Genomic DNA, 16254 nt, shown 5'->3' with positions numbered 1-16254 from the left:
ACATGATGTCCTGGGTGGGAGCCCTGCTGACCACGGTGGTGGCGGCGGGTGGGGTGCCCATGGTGCCGGCCGGCGGGGGCAATGCCCTGACGCTGCCAGCGCACCGGCACTCGGTGCGGATTGAGACGGGCAACGGGCCTGCGCCCACGTGGCTTCTGGCCATCCAGCAGCAGGGGGCGGAAGGTCAGGGGCTGAACCTGTTCCGTTCCGAGGACGGGTTCCAGAGCTTCTCCAAGCTGGCGGAAATCCAGCCGGATGCGTCGCACCACGACCGGGCGGAGCTGGTCGCGGTGGGGCGGGACGTGGCGATGGTCTACGCGTACGAAGCCCCCTCGCTGGCGGCGTCGTCGCGGCACGACGTGTACTTCCAGTGGTGGCGCTACGACGAGGCGCAGGACACCTGGACGCCGGAGCCGGCGGTGCGGGTGTTCAACGCGGACAGTGCGACGGCGTACTCGCGGGCGCTGTTGGCGCGGGACTCGAAGGGGCGGCTGTGGGTGCAGGCGTTCCGGCTGGAGCCGGACGGTGGCGCCACGGCGGTGATGGCGGTGTCCACGGACGGCGGCGCGAGCTTCCAGAGGCAGCCGGACCTGGGGCGGACGAAGAAGCGGGGCGGGGGACGGCTCTTGAGCGTGGGGTCGAAGCTCGTCTTCTTCTGGGCCATGCACGACGGCTTCGAGCCCACGCGGATGCGGGTGCGTGACGCGGCGGATCCGCTGGACACGTGGGGGCCGCAGCGGGACGCGTTCTCCGACGGCATCTACCATGGCGCGGCGCTGAGCGCGGTGGAGGACGGGAAGGGCGGCATCCACCTGGTCTACAAGGATGAGACGGAGCGGCTGTATTACCGGCGCTTCGACGGGACGTCGTTCGGCTCACGCATCCTGGTGGAGGGGACGCCGGACTGGGCGTTGCAGCCCGCGGTGACGCGCATCGGGGATGCGCTGTATGTCTTCTACAATCACTTCCAGACGGCGACGGATTACGAGATCCGGGTGCGGGTGCTGCGCGACGGCGTGTTCAGCGACCCGGTGACGCTGGATTCGCGCACGAGCTTCAAGGGCTACCTGAGCACGCTGGACGTGCTGCCGGACAGCGTCACGGAGGTGCCGTGCTTCTACGGGGACGCGGCGGACGCGAACTCCAGCGGCCGGGTGATGCGCGTGGCGCTGGCGCGCCAGCCGGAAGGAGGCGGCGGCTCCTCGGGGCAGGACGGTGGTGTTCCGGATGGCGGCGGCGGTGTTCCGGATGGCGGCGTGGACGCGGGGACGCCGGACGCGGGTTCGGGGACTTCGGATGGCGGCGTGGACGCGGGGACGCCGGACGCGGGTTCGGGGACTTCGGATGGTGGCGTGGACGCGGGGACTCCGCCGGTGGATGGCGGGGTGCAGGGGCCGGTGACGCTGGAGCCGGTGTTCACGAACACGACGCACGAGGTGCTGGCGGTGGACGGCGCGGGCACGGTGTACGCGCTGGCGCTGGACGGGAGCCGGTCGAAGCTGCTCGCGAGCACGGATGGTGGGCGCACGTTCAGCGCGAGAGGGCAGGGCGTGGGCGGCGCGTCGTTCTGGGTGATGGCGGCGTTGAATGACGGGACGCTGCTGGCGCAGATGAGCCGCAGTGGCAGCTATCACCTGGAGCGCTCGACGGACGGCGGGCGCACGTGGGCGGACGTGGCGGCGCTGGGGAACTACCGGGCGATGTCGCCCGCGAGCTTCGCGGAGCTGGGCAGCACGGTGTTCTTCCTGGAGTACCAGACGTTCACCTCCGCGAACACGCCGCTGCGCCTGTGGGCGAGCACGGACGGTGGCGCGACGTGGACGGCGCGGGCGACGTTCCAGGACCACCGGCACGGCACGGCGCTGTACGCGGACACGACGCGCAGCGCGCTGTGGGCCACGTTCGGCAGCAGCAGCACGCAGGCGGCGGTGGTGCGCTCGACGGACGGCGGCCGCACGTGGACGAAGGTGATGGGCGGCTACGCGGCGAACGCGGTGACGGGGACCGTGTTGTCGGGAGGCGAGCTGCTCTTGGGGCAGTCCACGCTGTATGAGCCGGAGCACCCGAAGCTCCTGCGCGTGTACGCGAGCGGACGGGTGGACGCGCTGCTGACGTTGCCAGGGCCGGCGTACTCGCTGGATGCGCTGGGAGGCGGCGGCTTCGTGCTGGGCACGGCGAGAGCGGACGTGGGGGACGTGCAGCCCGCGTCGGATGTCTACGCGCGGCTCTTCACGAGCACGGATGCGGTGACATGGGTGGAGGCCCGGAAATACGAGCGGGCCACGACTGGCGTCCTGGCCCGCGCGGAGGTCTGGGGCGAACTGCCCAACGGAGACCTGGTGGTGCGGGCGGACAACCTGAAGGGCTTCGGAACCGGAGGAAAGGGGTTCCAGGTCCTGCGGGTGAAGCGCTGAGACACGGCGTCACGGTGGGGCGCGCAGCCCCACCGTGAGCTAGTTCATCACGGAGGCGGGGGCGCGGCAGGCCAGGACGGATAGTGGAAGGCCAGGCCGCGGACGCCGATGACCCAGAGGTCCCCGGGGTTGGTCCCGTTGATGCCATACAGCGAGGCACCCAGGTCATACGTCTGCCAATTTCCGTTCTCGTAACGGTAGACCTTGCCAGCTTCCGACGTGACGTAGACGGAATTACTGCCAAAGGCGATGACGCCTGTCAGTCGTTCAGCAGCGGGGCCGGGCGAAGTGGCCCACACGGAGCCGTCCCACTTCAGGAATGCACCCGCATTGCCCACCGCGTAGGCGAGCTTGGAATTGACGACCCAGACAGCATTGAGCCCCTTGGTGTTGGGTGGCTCAACCGGCGTGCCCCAGGATGAAGTCACCGGGTCATAGCGGAAGATTTGCCCTCTAGCGCCTCCGGCCTCGGGGTTCTTGAACGAACCCACGGCGAACATCACCTCGGGAGAGATTCCATGGATGCCCTGGAAGGTGCTGTTGGACGCAGCGATGATCGGCACGCCCACCACTGCTCCATTCCACTGGAAGGTCGCGCCTTTATCGTCATCAGAGGCAACGCCGTACAGTTGCACATCATCGGGGTCCGACGGATTGGCGAAGCCGAAAAGGTCCGTGGTGGCGATGGTGCCTGACCCTGCATCCAGATTGGGAGGGCGCCTCGGCGTACAATCGGTGCTTCCGGGCTCCTGGATCAGGAGAAGTCCTTCCGATCCGCCAATGAACGCCTTGCCCTCGGAATTGGACCAGACACCAAAGAGGGTGCGGGTGTTGCTGGTGCCCGTGCATGCACCTGGGCGCACCGAGAAGGCCGTTTCACTGGGTTGTTTTACCGCGCGCCCACCGTCGCTGCCCACAATCCAGACGCCACCATCCCCATACACGGAGAGGCCGTACCACGTCCGGTCGGCTTCCTCACCCACCTGCTGGCCGGCCCAGGTCGGTGCGCAGTTCAGACCGTCATCCACAGTCCCGTTGCAGTTGTTGTCCTGGCCATCACACAGCTCCCGGGCATCTCCATGGATGAAGGGGTTGCCGTCGTCGCAGTCCCTGCCTTCGGTGATGTAGCCCGCGTCAGGCTTGGGGCAGCGGACAATGCCTGCGTCCATCTTCCCATGCTGATCTTCATCCTGATCGGGATACCAGGTCGGGACGGTTCCCGTCGGCTTGCACACAACACCGTCTTGCGTGGCATTGCACTGCTGGATGCCATCGCACTGGACACCGGTTTCAAAGCAGGTGGCGCCCACGCCAAACCCTTCATCCGTGTCGCCGTCGCAATCGTCGTCGACGGTGTTGCACTTCTCCGTCGCCTGAGGATGGATGCTGGCTTCCGAATCGTTGCAGTCATCGTGAGGCGAGGTGAGCGGCAGGCGGTCCGGCGGAAGCGTCGCGCTGCAGACCACCACCTGACCCTGATTCTTGTCGCCGTGCTGATCCCTGTCCGCATCTACCCATGCGTACTGCACGTTGGTGGCGATACAGGCGAATGTCGTAGGGTCACTGGTGTTGCAGGTGCGAACGCTCGGGCAACCTTCGGGGCTGATGCATTCAGACCCGATGGCGAAGTCCTCATCCTTGTTGCCGTCGCAGTTGTCGTCCTGGCCGTTGCACAGCTCGGTGGCGCCGGGATTGATCCCCGCTCCAACTCCCGCCTTGTCATCGCAGTCCGAGCCGCCAGCCGTGTTGCTGACGTACCCGTCGCCGTCCTCGTCCCTGGCGTCCGCCAGCAGGGTCAGCTCCGCGGGCTTGCCGTCCTTCGTGCTGCCCTTCGGAACGGAGAGGCCCTTCCGCTGGTTCGTCACGGCGTTGCCGACGCATGCATCGTCCTTGGGCAGCGCCTCGTAACCGTTCGCCTCCACCGTGATGGCCGTGCCCCACTTCTCCGGCAGCAGCAAGCCCACCACGATCTGACTGTTGGGCTCGGGCTTCTTCCCCCGGACCGCGACGTCCGTGGTGCGCGTGTCCCCACTGGCGTCGTCCGTGGCGGTCACCCGCACGCAGCCCGGGACGAACTGGCCATACGAGATCACGACCTTCACCCCGTCCTGGGGATCCTTACAGCCCGCGAGGGCCACCAACGGCAGCAGCAGAAAAAGGCGTTTCATGGACGCCCATCCTACCGGTCCTTCTCCCCGCGTGTGAGTCCTCGGCTGCCCTCTTGAATCCTCAAGGGATGACGCGGCCTCAACGCTCCGTGGGGAAATCCGAATACACCACCGCCAGCCGGCCATCCGCCGCCAGGCTCGCCGGCGTCACCAGCTCCAGGTCCACCGGCACCGGCCCCCTGTAGCGCTCGGCAATCTCCTGTTTCAGTCCCGCCACATCCAGGTCGCCCAGCCGCTCCATCCTCCCGTACTCCACCCCCGCTCCCGCCGCGTACGCCTTGCGCACCAGCTCCGAGCAATACATCGCCTCGTCCCCCCACCCGAAGAGCGCGTCGTACGGCTTGCCCAGGTGCCGCTTCGCCTCCGCCACCGCCCGCGCCTTCGCCGCGTCATCCACCCCCTGCGGCCGCATCACCAGCAGCCGCCCCTTCACCCCGCGCGCCTTCCACTGCTGGAACGGCGTGCGCTTCACCGGCTGCACGGCCTCCACCACGAACACCCCCTCCGGCGTCACCTCCACCAGCCCCACGTGCGACAGCGGGCTGTGCGTGGCCACCTGGATGGCCTTCGACTGGCGTGAGCCCGACGTCTGGAACACCACGTCCCCCGTCCGCACCTTCGCCGCCAACCCCTCCACCCCGCGCGGCGCCGCCTGCGTCCCGCGGCCCACCAGCCACGCCGCCCCCATCACGACGAGGGCCACCAGCCACATTCCCCTCACGATCCAGCGCATCCGTCCGTCCCTTCAGTGGGTTGCATCCGTCCACCCACCCTCAGTGCAGCCCCGGTGCCATCCACTTCCGAGCAGGCTTCACCCACGGTACGTGGAAGTCGCTCACGACCCTGGGTCCGAGCATGGTAAACCTGGGGAATCTACTTATTGCAGTGACTCCAGAATAATGTGGCAATTCCGGAAAGTTTCGGGTAGACAGGCAGGACTCGCGAGCCGGCTGTCCGGGTGCGCGCAAGAGGGGGCCCATCGGAGGAATTCGTCGTGACCGCATCGAGCTCGCCCATCCGTTGTCTGCTGTATCCGTCCCTGGGCGAGGTGCGGGAGCACGTGCGCGTGGAGCTGTTCGCGCGGGCGCTGTCGGAGCGGATGGGCCGCCCGGTCGTCATGTCCATGGCGCCCACCTACGAGTTCCTGGAGGCGGAGCTCGCCGCGGGCCGGGTGGAGATGGCCTGGGGCACCGCCGAGCAGTGCAACGCCTTCGAGCCGCAGGCGCGCGCGGTGCTTCGCGCGGTGCGCTCTGGAAGCTGGCACTACCACTCCGCCTTCATCTGCCGCGCGGACGAGCCGCTGACGCTGGAGACGCTCCAGGGCAAGCGCGTGGCGTGGGTGGCGCCGCGCTCCACGGGCGGGCACCTGCTGCCGGTGCGCCACCTGGAGTCGCTGGGCCTGCGCCCGGACACGCTCTTCTCCGAGCAGCGCTTCCTGGGCACCTACCGCAAGGCGCTGGACGCCGTGCTGCGCGGCGAGTCGGACCTGTGCGCGCTCTTCTGCAACCACACGGACGCGCACGCGATGCGCGCCACGCTGACGACGTACCTGGGCGCGGACGCTCCGCGGCTCATGCCGTTTCTCTTCACCATCCCCACGCTCGCCGACGGCCTCATCCTCACCAGGCGGATGCCGGAAGCGGACGCGCAGGCGCTCATCTCCGTCCTCACGCGGATGAACACCGACGGCGCGGGCCTGGAGATGCTCATGGGGCCCTTCCGCGTGGAGGGCTTCGTGCGCTCGCCCGGCGTGGATGCGCCCGCGTCCAGCCCGCGCCCCTCGGCGACCGCGGAGTACCTGGCCGGGGAGCTGGACGCGGAGGGGCGCTGCCTCAGGCTGTGGTCCCCGTCCGGCCGCGCCTTCGGCCTGGACATGCGCGGCGCGGAGGGGCGCAAGCTGGAGGACGTCCTGGGCTCCGCCGCGAGCAAGCCCCTCATCTCCCTGCTCCAGGCCGTCCTCCGGGGCGGCTCCGACGGCCGGCTGGAGTACCGGCTCACCGTGAACGGCGACGAGCGCATCTACGCGGCGGAGATCACCCCGTGCGTGCCCTCGCCCGGAGGCACGGGCGTGAAGCTGGGCCTGCTGGTGCGCGACGTCAGCGGCCTGCGCTCGCTGGAAGACCCGCTCTATCGCTTGGCGTCGTTCCCGCTGCTGCACCCGGAGCCGCTGCTGGAGCTGGGCATGGACGGGGAGCTGCGGTACGCGAACCCCGCCACCCACGCGGCGTTCCAGGACCTGGTGGAGAAGGGCGCCACGCACCCGCTGGTGCACGCGGCGCTCACCTGGGCCTGGCGCGGCGCGCCTCCGGGAGAGCCCGCGCCCACGGTGCACCTGGACGGCCGCTACTGGGAGCTCACCGTCGCGCAGCTGTGGGACCCGCCGGGCCTGCGCGTCTTCGCTCGCGACGTGACGCTGCGCAAGCAGCTGGAGGCGCGGCTGTTCCAGGCGGACCGGCTGTCCGCGCTGGGTTCGCTCGCGGCGGCGGTGGGCCATGAGATGAACAACCCGCTGGCCTTCGTGCTGGCCAACCTCTCGTACATCCGCGAGGAGATGGACCGCCTGAAGCAGCCGCTGCTCGCCGGCACGCCGGTGCCGCGCGCGGACCTGGAGGACATGCTGTCCGCGCTGAGCGAGACGGTGGAGGGTGCCACCCGGCTCAAGCACATCGTGCAGGACCTGCGCACGCTGTCGCGCAAGCCGCCGGAGCACCGCGCCCGCGTGGCCGTGCAGCCGGTGCTGGAGAACGCCCTCAAGCTCTTACGAGGCGAGTTGCAGCACCGCGCCCGGCTGGAGCGGGACTTCCACGAGATGCCCACGGTGGACGCGGACGAGGCGCGCCTCACCCAGCTCTTCCTCAACCTGCTGCTCAATGCCCTGCAGCAGATGGACACCCAGGACGCCGCGCACAACGTGCTGCGCGTGGCGGCCTACACCAGCGAGGACGGCGAGGTGGTGGTGGAGGTGCAGGACTCCGGCAAGGGGCTGTCCCCGGACGCGCTCGCGCACATCTTCGAGCCCTTCGCCACCTCGCGCCCCAACAGCACCGGCCTGGGCCTGTCCGTGAGCCACACCATCGCCACCGGCCTGGGCGGCACGCTGCGCGCGGAGAGCCGCGAGGGCCGGGGCACGCTGCTCACCGTCACGCTGCCGGCCGCCGTGCCCGTGGCGGAAGGCCTGCGCGCCTGCTAGCCGCGCTCCAGCATCACCTCCAGCCGGGGCACGTAGTGGCCGCGCGTGCTCTCGAAGAGCACCAGCCGGTCCACGCGCCCCTCGCCCCATGACGCGCCCTGCAGCTCGCGCGCGCACGCCGCCAGCGCCGGGTCTCCGCGCATCGGACGCGCGCGGGCCAGCGTGAGGTGCGCGACGTACTCGCCGTGCTCGGACGTGAAGCCCAGGGGCTCCAGCGCGCGCGCCACGTCCGCCTGGAGCGCCTTCAGCGCCGCGGTGTCCCCGCGCACGTCCGCCCAGAGCACGCGCGGGTGTGAGGGCGGACCGAACGTCCCGCCGCCACCGACCGACAGCACGAAGGGCGCGTGGTACAGCCCCACCGGCTCCAGCGCGTCGCGCAGCTCCGGCAGGCGGCTGTCGTCCACGTCCCCCAGGAAGAGCAGCGTCAGGTGCACGCCCTCCGGCCGCACCCACTTCGCGTCCGGAGCGAGCGTGCGCAGGCGCTCGATGCCCCGCCCGGTCTCGGCGGTGAGGGCGTCCCCCAGGGTCACGGCGGTGAACAGGCGCATCGCGAAGCCCTCCTTCAGGGAACCTGGACGCTGCCCACCGCTCGCGCCTTCCGGGGCCAGAGGGCATAGAGCCAGGCGGGCAGGAACACGAGGAACTCCACGACGCTCACGTACAGCCCGCGCGCGGACAGCATGCCCGCGCCAATGGGCGCCACCGGCAGCGGCCGCACCGGGGCGAAGACGCGCGCGTTGGAGAAGGGCCAGAAGAGGGCCGCGCCCAGCCCGCCGTCCGTGAGCGTGTCCAGGATGCCGTGGCTGGCCAGCGCCGCGAACGCCAGCAGGCCCCAGCGCGTGCCGGGCTCCCCCTTCCACCGGGCGAGCGACCCCACCGCGAGCGCCACCGCCGCCGCGAACACGAACGAGTGCGACGCACCCCGGTGCCCCCACGTCGCCGCGTAGGGGATGCGCAGCGCGAAGGCCACCACGTCCGCGTCCGGCAGCAGGGCGAGCAGCGACAGGAACGCCATCACCGCCACCCGCCGCCGCCAGGGCGCGCCCGCCCCCGTCTCGAAGCGCCCCAGCGCCATGCCCACCGCTACGTGCCCGATGCTCGCCATGGGGCCGGACCCTAACGCACACGGGGCCCCGCCTGGAGGGCGCCCGTCGCGTGGGGTAGCCTCGGTGCTACATGCGGTTCCTGTTCTCACGCGCCCGTGTCGAAGCCACCCTGCAACGCCGTCTGGAGGAGTGGCGGGCCGACGTCGGCTCCTGGCTCAACATGACGCGCGTCGGAGCCACCACCGCGTGGCTCCTCCTGGCCGTGCTGGACGACTGGAGCGTGTCGCGCGGCGTGCTGGCGGCCTACATCGCGCTCTCCGCGGTGCTGTGGGCGGCGGCGCGCCGGGTGCCGGACCTGCTGCGGCGGCCCGCGCTGGGCGTGGCGCTGCTGGACATGCCGCTCATCTACTTCCTCCAGGCGCAGGCCATCCCCACCACCGCCAACGGCGTGCCCACCGCGCTGCTCACCCTGGGCGTGTACCTGGTGCTGGTGGTCATCGTGTCCATGGTGACGCTGTCGCGGCTCATCGTCGCGGCGGCCACGGCGCTGGGCATCGTCGCGGTGGCCCTGCTGTGCTTGAGCGCGGGCCTGACGCCCTCCCAGTTCCTGCCCGGCCTGGTGCTGGTGATGGTGCTCGCCTCGTCGGTGGCCCTCTTCATCAGCCGCACGGTGATGGGGCTCGTCACGGACGTGGTGCGCGAGGAGATGCAGCGCGAGCGGCTGGGCCGCTTCTTCTCCCCGGAGGTCGCCCGGCGCATCTCCGAGCGCGGCACCGACGGCGAGGCCGGCGAGCACCGCGAGGTGACGCTCTTGTTCTCCGACATCCGGGGCTTCACCACGCTGTCGGACCGGATGGAGAGCCCCCAGGTGGTGGCGCTGCTCAACGAGTACCTGTCGCGCATGGTGGAGGTGGTGTTCCGCCACGGCGGCACCCTGGACAAGTTCATCGGCGACGGCATCCTCGCGTACTTCGGCGCGCCCCTGGACCAGCCGGACCACCCGGAGGCCGCCGTCGCGTGCGGCCTGGCCATGCTGGAGGCGCTGGAGACGCTCAACCAGGAGCGCAAGGCGCGGGGCGAGTTCACGCTCGACATCGGCGTGGGCATCCACACCGGCCGCGTGGTGGTGGGCGCCGTCGGCAGCGAGCAGCGCCGCGAGTACACCGTCATTGGCGACGCGGTGAACCTGGCCAGCCGCATCGAGGGCCTGACGAAGAAGGTCGGCGCCCCGGTGCTCGTCTCCCACGCCACGCGCGAGCGCTGCCAGGACACCTTCGACTTCGAGGCCGCCGCCCCGCTGCCCGTCGCCGGCAAGCCGGAGCCCGTGGCCACCTTCCTGCCCCGGACGCGGGCGGCTGAAAAGACGACGGGGCCGGGAGTCGCCTCCCAGCCCCGCGAGTCACGGCGAACAGAGCGCGTGCGCTAGTACGCCTTGGAGAACACGATGCGGCCGGGCGACGGGTTGCCCGTCATCACGCACTTGCCCGGCTCCTGCTTGACGCTGAAGGGGCGGCAGCGCGTGGTGAGGCCCGTCTCCTCCTTGATGCGCGCCTCCGTCTTGGGGTCCAGGTCCCAGTGCGCCAGCAGGAAGCCGTCCTCCGCCTTCGCCTTCAGCTCCTCGTAGGAGTTGACCTCGAAGGTGTGCGAGTCGCGGAAGTCCCTGGCCTTCTGGAACAGGTCCTTCTGCATCTGGTCCAGCATGGCCTGGGCCTTGGTGGCGGCCTCTTCCAGCGACACGAACTCCTTCTGGCGCAGGTCGCGGCGCACCATCACGCAGGAGTTCTTCGCCAGGTCCTTGGGCCCCAGCTCGATGCGCAGACACGTGCCAATGAGCTCGTGCTCGTTGTACTTGAAGCCCGGCGACTTGGTGTCGTCGTCGTCCACCACCACGCCCAGGCCCGCCTTGCGCAGGTCCGCGGCCAGCGCGTGCGAGCGCTCCAGCACCGCGGTCTTCTCCGCGTCCGTCGCCTTGCCAGCGATGGGGATGATGACCACGTGCGTGGCGGCGATCTTCGGCGGCACCACGAGGCCCGTGTCATCCGAGTGCGTGAGGATGAGCCCGCCGATGAGGCGCGTGGAGGAGCCCCACGACGTCTGCCACACGTGGTGCTGCTGTCCGTCGCGGCCCTGGAACGTGGTGTCGAAGGCCTTGGCGAAGTTCTGGCCCAGGTTGTGGCTGGTGCCCGCCTGCAGCGCCTTCTTGTCCTGCATCATCGCTTCAATGCTGTACGTGCGCAGCGCGCCGGCGAACTTCTCCGACTCCGACTTGCGCCCCGGCAGCACCGGCATGGCCAGGTAGTCCTCCGCGAACGCGCGGTAGACCTCCAGCATCTGCAGCGTGCGCTCCTCCGCGTCGGCTTCCGTCTCATGGCAGGTGTGGCCCTCCTGCCAGAGGAACTCCGTGGTGCGCAGGAACAGGCGCGTGCGCATCTCCCAGCGCATCACGTTGGCCCACTGGTTCACCAGGAGGGGCAGGTCGCGGTAGCTCTGGATCCACTTGGAGAAGCTGCGGTTGATGATGGTCTCGGAGGTGGGCCGGATGACGTACGGCTCCTCCAGCTTGGAGCCACCCGCGTGCGTGACGATGGCCAGCTGCGGGTTGAAGCCCTCCACGTGCTCGGCTTCCTTCTTGAGGTAGCTCTCCGGGATGAGCAGCGGGAAGTAGGCGTTCTTCACGCCCGTGTCCTTGAACATCCGGTCCATCGTCCGCTGGATGTTCTCCCACAGCGCGTAGCCGTTGGGGCGGATGACCATGCAGCCCTTCACGTCCGAGTAGTCGGCGAGCTTCGCCTTCTGGACCAGGTCGACGTACCACTCGGAAAAGCCCTTCTCGCGGGGCGTGAGCTTCTCGGCCATGTGCTTGGGAACCTTGCTAGGGGATGGAAAGTGAGGGGTTGCCTACGCCGGGATGTTCCGGAAATCAACGCCCGACCGAGGCCGGACTCGTCCCCTGAACGCCGTCCGTGCTTGGAAAACGACCCGCCATGCCCACGCCCCCTGACGCCGCTCCCCGCAAGCTCGCCGACGACGTGCACGTGTTCGACGCCCCCTTCCTCCTCTTCGGCATCCCCGTGGGGGGCCGCATGACGGTCCTCCGCCTGCCGGACGGCGGGCTGTGGGTGCACTCGCCTGTCGCCTTCACGCCGGAGCGGCGCGACGCCGTGGCGGCCCTGGGGCCGGTGCGCTTCCTCGTCGCCCCCAACCTCTTCCACCACCTGCACCTGCCGGACTGGTCCGCGGCCTTCCCGGACGCCCGCGTGGTGGCGCCCGCGGGGCTGCGCGCGAAGAAGCCGGCGCTGCGCATCGACCTGGAGCTGGAGGACACCCCCGACCCGGCCTGGGCCCCCGTGATTGAGCAGATGCACGTGCGCGGCATGCCCCAGCTCAACGAGTTCCTCTTCTTCCACCGCCCGTCCCGCACCGCCATCGTCACCGACCTGGCCTTCCACTACCGGCACGCGGAGGGGCTGAAGCTGCGCGCGTACCTGTGGGCGGACGGCGTCCTGGGGAAGTTCGCCGCCCCGCGCTTCCTGCGCCTCTTCGCCAAGGACCGGGAGGCCGCGCGCGCCGCCGCTCAGCGTGCGATGAAGTGGGAGGTGGAGCGCGTCATCGTCTGCCACGGCCAGGTGCTGGAGCACGGCGGCCAGAAGGCGCTCCACGACGCCTTCTCCTGGCTGTAGGGCGCGCTTCGCCCCGGAGTCACAGGTGAGTGTCGCCTGCTGCACTCCTCGCCGCGCTGCGCTACAAGGGAGCCTCCTCGTCTTTCCTGATTTTCCCCCCAGGAGGTTCCTCTCATGCGGTCCATTCTCTCGTCCGTGGGCGCGGTCGCGGTGTGCCTCGTCGCGGGCTCCGCGTTCGCCAACTCCACCGGCATCACCGGGCGCAGCGGCAAGCAGAACGGCCTGTCCTGCACGGCGTCCGGCTGCCACGGCGGCGGCTCCAGCACCCCCACCGTGACGCTGGAGGGGCCCACGGCCCTGAGCGCGGGCCAGACGGGCCAGTACTCGTTGATCATCACCGGCGGCCCTGGCGTGAAGGCCGGCATGAACGTGGCCGTGGACGGCGCGACGCTGACCGCGGGCTCGGGCTCCAAGGTGGTGGCCGGTGAGCTGACGCACTCCTTGCCCAAGGGCTTCACGGACGGCTCGGCGCGCTTCGACTTCTCGCTGGTGGCCCCGGCCACCAACGGCACCTACAAGGTGTTCGCCGCTGGCAACTCCGTGAACGACAACAAGCTCGAGACTGGCGACGCGCACGCCAACGCCACGCTGGAGGTCGTCGTCACGGGCGGCAGCGACCCGGCGCCCATCAAGGAGGACGACGAGGGCGGCTGCTCCGCGGCCACCAGCGGCGCTCCGGCGGTGCTCATCGCCGTGTTCGCGGCGCTGGCCTCGCGCCGCCGCCGTCAGTCCCGCCAGGGCTGAAGCGGAGCCTGACGCCCGCCTGCCCTCCGGCCGTGCCCCGGGGGGCGGGACGACAGCGCGAGGGCGGGCGGCCTACCATCGCCCCCCCTGATGCGAACGATGCGAACGAGCCCCCTTCTGACCGCCCTGTTCGTCGCGGGATCGCTGGCCTGTGCCTCCGGTTCCGCGGTGCGTCCGACCCTGTCCTCGGGCACCACCCCCGTCGCGGTGGCCCCGAAGCGCGACGCGGGCGCCCTGCGGGTGATGACCTTCAACATCCAGTCCGGCTTGAAGGGCCTGGACCGGGTGGCGGAGGTCATCCGTCAGGAGGGCCCGGACGTCGTCGCGCTGCAGGAGGTGGACGTGGGCTCCACGCGCGCGCGCGGCGAGGACCAGGTGGAGCGGCTGTCCGCGCTCACCGGCCTGAAGTACCGCGCGCACTTCGGCACCACGCGGCTGTATGGCGGCGCGTACGGCATCGCGCTCCTGTCGCGCTATCCGCTCCAGTCGCTGGCGCAGTACCCGCTGCCCACGCCCAAGGGCGCGGAGCCGCGCACGCTGGCGCACGCGGTGCTGGACGTGGACGGGCGCGAGGTGAGCGTCTACGCCACGCACCTCATCCGCCGGCCGTTCAACGGCGCGGCGCGCGTGCGCCAGAGCGTCTTCATCTCCCAGCTGCTGGCGAAGGACCCCCGGCCGCGGCTGCTGATGGGGGATTTGAACGACGACCCGGACTCGCGCCCGGTGCGCCTGCTCAGCCGCCAGCTGCGGGACGTGGCGCGCGTCACCCGCTCCGACGGGACGGGCACCTACCCCATGCCGCTGTTCCTGAAGTCGCTGCGCATCGACTACGTGATGGCGTGCGGCGCCTTCACGCCGGTGTCCACGCGCGTGCTGCGCGTGGGCGCGTCCGACCATTACCCGGTGGTGGCGGACCTGCGGCTCGAGCCCGCCCAGGCTCCGGTCGTCGTCGCTCCGGCCGCCAGGGCCCCCAATGGCCCGGCCACGGCGGCGGCGGAGCGCTGAAGGCTTTTCAGCCCGGGGTGGGCAGGGTGAAGCGGTAGAGGACCTCCATGTCCCCCCTGCTGAAGCCCTTCACCACCTCGTGGTGGATCTCCTTGCGGCCGCTCAGGTACGCGAGGCCTCCGGCGGCGAAGCCCATCACCGCGAGCTCGAAGTAGACGTGCGGCCGGGGCACGCCGGTGATGCGCAGCTCCACGGAGTCGCCCTGCAGCTGCGCGGTCAGCTCGCCCTCGGTGAAGTAGCCCTTCCAGATGCCGGGGGTGAAGAGGGCGAAGCGGCGGAAGTCGTCCTTGCCGAACATCGTCTTGAGCTGGCCCTGGCTCAGCGCGTACTCGGCGGACTTGATGCCGTATTGCCAGTAGGCCTTGCTGTCGCCGCCATAGAACCGCTGGGTCATGGCCTCGTTGAAGCGCAGGAAGGCCTCCGCCGGGATGCGCGACACGGGCATGATGAGCTGTCCGAAGATGGGGTCCCGCTTCGCCTGCTCCGCGACGAAGGCCTTCCATGCCGGTTCGCCGAAGGCCTGCACCATCATGGTCTGCCGAGCCAGGAATGCGACGCCTTTGACATCCATCCGTATGCCTCCCACCGGCCGCTCCGGGTTCGACGCGGACCCCGGCCGGGCGTGGCTCACATTGTGTCTCCGAGCCCCCCTCCCGGGCGATACGCATCGTGACAATTCGCCGGGCCGTCCGTTGGGCCCAACACGGTGAAACCTGTCTTCATGGACACACTGCTTCACTCAAGGCGTATCCGGAGCCGCGGGATGTCCGGTGCAGGACTAGGTTCCCGGCGGTGCGGCCTCTTGCCCTTCTTCCCAGACCCGGACGTGCGCGACGGGCGGTGCTCCTGTGCGCGGGCGTGCTCACGGGCGGCGTCTTCGGGTTGGCCTTCTGGGTGGACCGCTTCGGCCGGCGCGAGCGCGTGACGGACGCGGACGCGCTGGTGGTGCTGGGCGCGCGGGTGCTGCCGGGCGGTGTGCCCTCCGGCGCGCTGGTGGCGCGCGTGGAGCAGGCGGCGGCGCTCTATCACCGGGGCGTGGCGCCGTGGCTGCTGCTGTCCGGGGGCGTGGGGGCCCATCCGCCGTCCGAGGCGCGCGTGATGCTCCAATTGGCGGTGGCGGCGGGCGTGCCCGCGTCCGCGTGCGTGCTGGAGGAGGACAGCCACTCCACGGAAGACAACGCGCGGTTCAGCGCGCGGCTGTTGCGCGAGCGTGGGGCGCGCCGGGTGGTGGTGGTCTCCGACCCGTATCACCTGCTGCGCGCGCGGCAGGGCTTCCGGCGGCAGGGCCTGGAGGTGGCCACGAGCCCGGCCTCCATCGCCGGGCGGATGCGCGCGGTGGACCGGGCGTACTGGACCGTGCGCGAGGCGTTCGCGCTGCTGCTGCACCCGCGCCTGTTGTGGGCGCGGGCACCGGGAGGGCGCTGAAGGCCTCAGGTCCCCGAAGCGGGGGTGTCCGGAGTACCGGCGTCCATCTTGGTGAGCACCTTCTCCAGGACGCGGAAGAGGGCCTGGCGGTCGTCCGGGTCGAGCATGCCCAGCACCACGCCCATCGCGCGGTGCATGGAGCGGTCGAGCTTGCCGAAGGTCTGCTTGCCCTTGTCGGTGAGCCGGCAGCGCACGATGCGCCGGTCGTTCTCACCGCGCTCCCGGACGATGTGGCCTTCGCGCTCCAGGCGGTCCATGACGCCGGTGACGGTCTTTTCGGTGACCCCCAGCCGCCGGGCCAGCTCGCCCATGGTGAGCGAGCCGTCCAGGCCCAGCCACAGCAGTGCGTGCACCTGGGGCGGCGTGAACTGGTGCTGCTCGCAGGTGCTGGCGATGGGGTCACGGAGTGAACGGCGACGGCCCAACGAGAACATCAACTCCTGCATCCGGTCGATGTCCTTCGAGAGCGCTTCATCCTCTTTATGGATATTCCGTGACACAGAGTATTCATTAGCGGCGGGGGGAGAGCGGGTCAACTTGTAGGCCTGGCTCTTATACACATCTCCGAGCCCACGAGACGCC

14 protein-coding genes are annotated in these 16254 nt (G+C 70.2%); 7 read left to right on the top strand and 7 right to left on the bottom strand.

The window, feature by feature from the left end; all coding sequences use genetic code 11:
* Window positions 1–2 precede the first annotated feature (2 nt).
* Entirely contained in the window at window positions 3–2414 is a 2412-nt protein-coding gene (locus tag D7X96_RS26080) for a WD40/YVTN/BNR-like repeat-containing protein (protein WP_244219723.1), read from the top strand.
* A 47-nt stretch (window positions 2415–2461) separates the two neighbouring features.
* Here D7X96_RS26080 and D7X96_RS26075 read toward each other — a convergent pair whose 3' ends face one another.
* Both D7X96_RS26075 and D7X96_RS26070 read right to left on the bottom strand, forming a co-directional pair.
* Window positions 2462–4582 carry a putative metal-binding motif-containing protein gene (locus tag D7X96_RS26075; protein ID WP_158626633.1) on the bottom strand — a complete coding sequence of 707 codons (2121 nt, stop codon included), beginning with the start codon at window positions 4580–4582 and terminating at the stop codon, window positions 2462–2464.
* Window positions 4583–4661: 79 nt separating this feature from the next.
* A complete protein-coding gene (locus D7X96_RS26070; RefSeq protein ID WP_244219722.1) occupies window positions 4662–5315 on the bottom strand; it encodes a YiiX/YebB-like N1pC/P60 family cysteine hydrolase in 654 nt (217 codons plus the stop codon).
* A 261-nt stretch (window positions 5316–5576) separates the two neighbouring features.
* On the opposite strand from D7X96_RS26070, the gene D7X96_RS26065 reads away from it, so the two are divergent.
* Window positions 5577–7772 carry a PhnD/SsuA/transferrin family substrate-binding protein gene (locus D7X96_RS26065; RefSeq protein WP_120551206.1) on the top strand — a complete coding sequence of 732 codons (2196 nt, stop codon included), beginning with the start codon at window positions 5577–5579 and terminating at the stop codon, window positions 7770–7772.
* On the opposite strand, the gene thpR is transcribed toward D7X96_RS26065, so the two are convergent.
* Together thpR and D7X96_RS26055 are read right to left on the bottom strand one after the other, a co-directional pair.
* On the bottom strand, window positions 7769–8320 hold the full coding sequence (gene thpR / locus D7X96_RS26060) for an RNA 2',3'-cyclic phosphodiesterase (protein ID WP_120551207.1): 552 nt from the start codon (window positions 8318–8320) through the stop codon (window positions 7769–7771). The genes D7X96_RS26065 and thpR overlap by 4 nt on opposite strands.
* A gap of 14 nt (window positions 8321–8334) precedes the next feature.
* Window positions 8335–8877 carry a metal-dependent hydrolase gene (locus D7X96_RS26055; protein ID WP_120551208.1) on the bottom strand — a complete coding sequence of 181 codons (543 nt, stop codon included), beginning with the start codon at window positions 8875–8877 and terminating at the stop codon, window positions 8335–8337.
* 71 nt (window positions 8878–8948) lie between these two features.
* Between D7X96_RS26055 and D7X96_RS26050 the strand changes: the two genes are divergently transcribed.
* Entirely contained in the window at window positions 8949–10244 is a 1296-nt protein-coding gene (locus D7X96_RS26050) for an adenylate/guanylate cyclase domain-containing protein (protein WP_233610191.1), read from the top strand.
* Here D7X96_RS26050 and proS read toward each other — a convergent pair.
* Window positions 10241–11674 (bottom strand): proline--tRNA ligase, encoded by a 1434-nt coding sequence (proS, locus tag D7X96_RS26045; RefSeq protein ID WP_120551210.1) that lies wholly within the window; start codon window positions 11672–11674, stop codon window positions 10241–10243. The genes D7X96_RS26050 and proS overlap by 4 nt on opposite strands.
* Window positions 11675–11802: 128 nt before the next feature.
* Here proS and D7X96_RS26040 point away from each other — a divergent pair, with 128 nt between their 5' ends.
* From D7X96_RS26040 to D7X96_RS26030, 3 genes are all read left to right on the top strand, one after another.
* Window positions 11803–12498: a DUF4336 domain-containing protein gene (locus D7X96_RS26040; RefSeq protein ID WP_120551211.1), complete on the top strand. Its 696-nt coding sequence runs from the start codon at window positions 11803–11805 to the stop codon at window positions 12496–12498.
* Window positions 12499–12612: 114 nt separating this feature from the next.
* Window positions 12613–13242, top strand: a complete 630-nt coding sequence (locus D7X96_RS26035) for an MXAN_6652 family MXYO-CTERM-anchored protein (RefSeq protein WP_120551212.1) — start codon at window positions 12613–12615, stop codon at window positions 13240–13242.
* Window positions 13243–13341: 99 nt separating this feature from the next.
* Window positions 13342–14247, top strand: a complete 906-nt coding sequence (locus D7X96_RS26030) for an endonuclease/exonuclease/phosphatase family protein (protein ID WP_120551213.1) — start codon at window positions 13342–13344, stop codon at window positions 14245–14247.
* A 7-nt stretch (window positions 14248–14254) separates the two neighbouring features.
* Here the strand turns inward: D7X96_RS26030 and D7X96_RS26025 are convergent, their stop codons facing one another.
* Window positions 14255–14818, bottom strand: coding sequence for a hypothetical protein (locus D7X96_RS26025; protein ID WP_120551214.1), 564 nt, complete (start codon window positions 14816–14818; stop codon window positions 14255–14257).
* 269 nt (window positions 14819–15087) lie between these two features.
* On the opposite strand from D7X96_RS26025, the gene D7X96_RS26020 reads away from it, so the two are divergent.
* Window positions 15088–15672 (top strand): YdcF family protein, encoded by a 585-nt coding sequence (locus D7X96_RS26020; RefSeq protein WP_244219721.1) that lies wholly within the window; start codon window positions 15088–15090, stop codon window positions 15670–15672.
* A 5-nt stretch (window positions 15673–15677) separates the two neighbouring features.
* Here D7X96_RS26020 and D7X96_RS26015 read toward each other — a convergent pair whose 3' ends face one another.
* Complete coding sequence (locus D7X96_RS26015; RefSeq protein ID WP_233610193.1) at window positions 15678–16118, bottom strand: MarR family winged helix-turn-helix transcriptional regulator; 441 nt, start codon at window positions 16116–16118, stop codon at window positions 15678–15680.
* Window positions 16119–16254 lie beyond the last annotated feature (136 nt).

Origin of the sequence: Corallococcus interemptor, assembly GCF_003668875.1 — a bacterium.
In the GTDB taxonomy this organism is placed as follows: domain Bacteria; phylum Myxococcota; class Myxococcia; order Myxococcales; family Myxococcaceae; genus Corallococcus; species Corallococcus interemptor.
This window is presented reverse-complemented; position numbering and strand designations above follow the sequence as displayed.

What these genes read in the sequence shown, in the direction of transcription:
- D7X96_RS26080 (WP_244219723.1), top strand. Translation starts at nt 3, where the DNA reads ATGATGTCCTGGGTGGGAGCCCTGCTGACCACGGTGGTGGCGGCGGGT.
- D7X96_RS26075 (WP_158626633.1), bottom strand. Translation starts at nt 4,582, where the DNA reads ATGAAACGCCTTTTTCTGCTGCTGCCGTTGGTGGCCCTCGCGGGCTGT.
- D7X96_RS26070 (WP_244219722.1), bottom strand. Translation starts at nt 5,315, where the DNA reads ATGCGCTGGATCGTGAGGGGAATGTGGCTGGTGGCCCTCGTCGTGATG.
- thpR (WP_120551207.1), bottom strand. Translation starts at nt 8,320, where the DNA reads ATGCGCCTGTTCACCGCCGTGACCCTGGGGGACGCCCTCACCGCCGAG.
- D7X96_RS26055 (WP_120551208.1), bottom strand. Translation starts at nt 8,877, where the DNA reads ATGGCGAGCATCGGGCACGTAGCGGTGGGCATGGCGCTGGGGCGCTTC.
- D7X96_RS26050 (WP_233610191.1), top strand. Translation starts at nt 8,949, where the DNA reads ATGCGGTTCCTGTTCTCACGCGCCCGTGTCGAAGCCACCCTGCAACGC.
- proS (WP_120551210.1), bottom strand. Translation starts at nt 11,674, where the DNA reads ATGGCCGAGAAGCTCACGCCCCGCGAGAAGGGCTTTTCCGAGTGGTAC.
- D7X96_RS26040 (WP_120551211.1), top strand. Translation starts at nt 11,803, where the DNA reads ATGCCCACGCCCCCTGACGCCGCTCCCCGCAAGCTCGCCGACGACGTG.
- D7X96_RS26035 (WP_120551212.1), top strand. Translation starts at nt 12,613, where the DNA reads ATGCGGTCCATTCTCTCGTCCGTGGGCGCGGTCGCGGTGTGCCTCGTC.
- D7X96_RS26030 (WP_120551213.1), top strand. Translation starts at nt 13,342, where the DNA reads ATGCGAACGAGCCCCCTTCTGACCGCCCTGTTCGTCGCGGGATCGCTG.
- D7X96_RS26025 (WP_120551214.1), bottom strand. Translation starts at nt 14,818, where the DNA reads ATGGATGTCAAAGGCGTCGCATTCCTGGCTCGGCAGACCATGATGGTG.
- D7X96_RS26015 (WP_233610193.1), bottom strand. Translation starts at nt 16,118, where the DNA reads ATGCAGGAGTTGATGTTCTCGTTGGGCCGTCGCCGTTCACTCCGTGAC.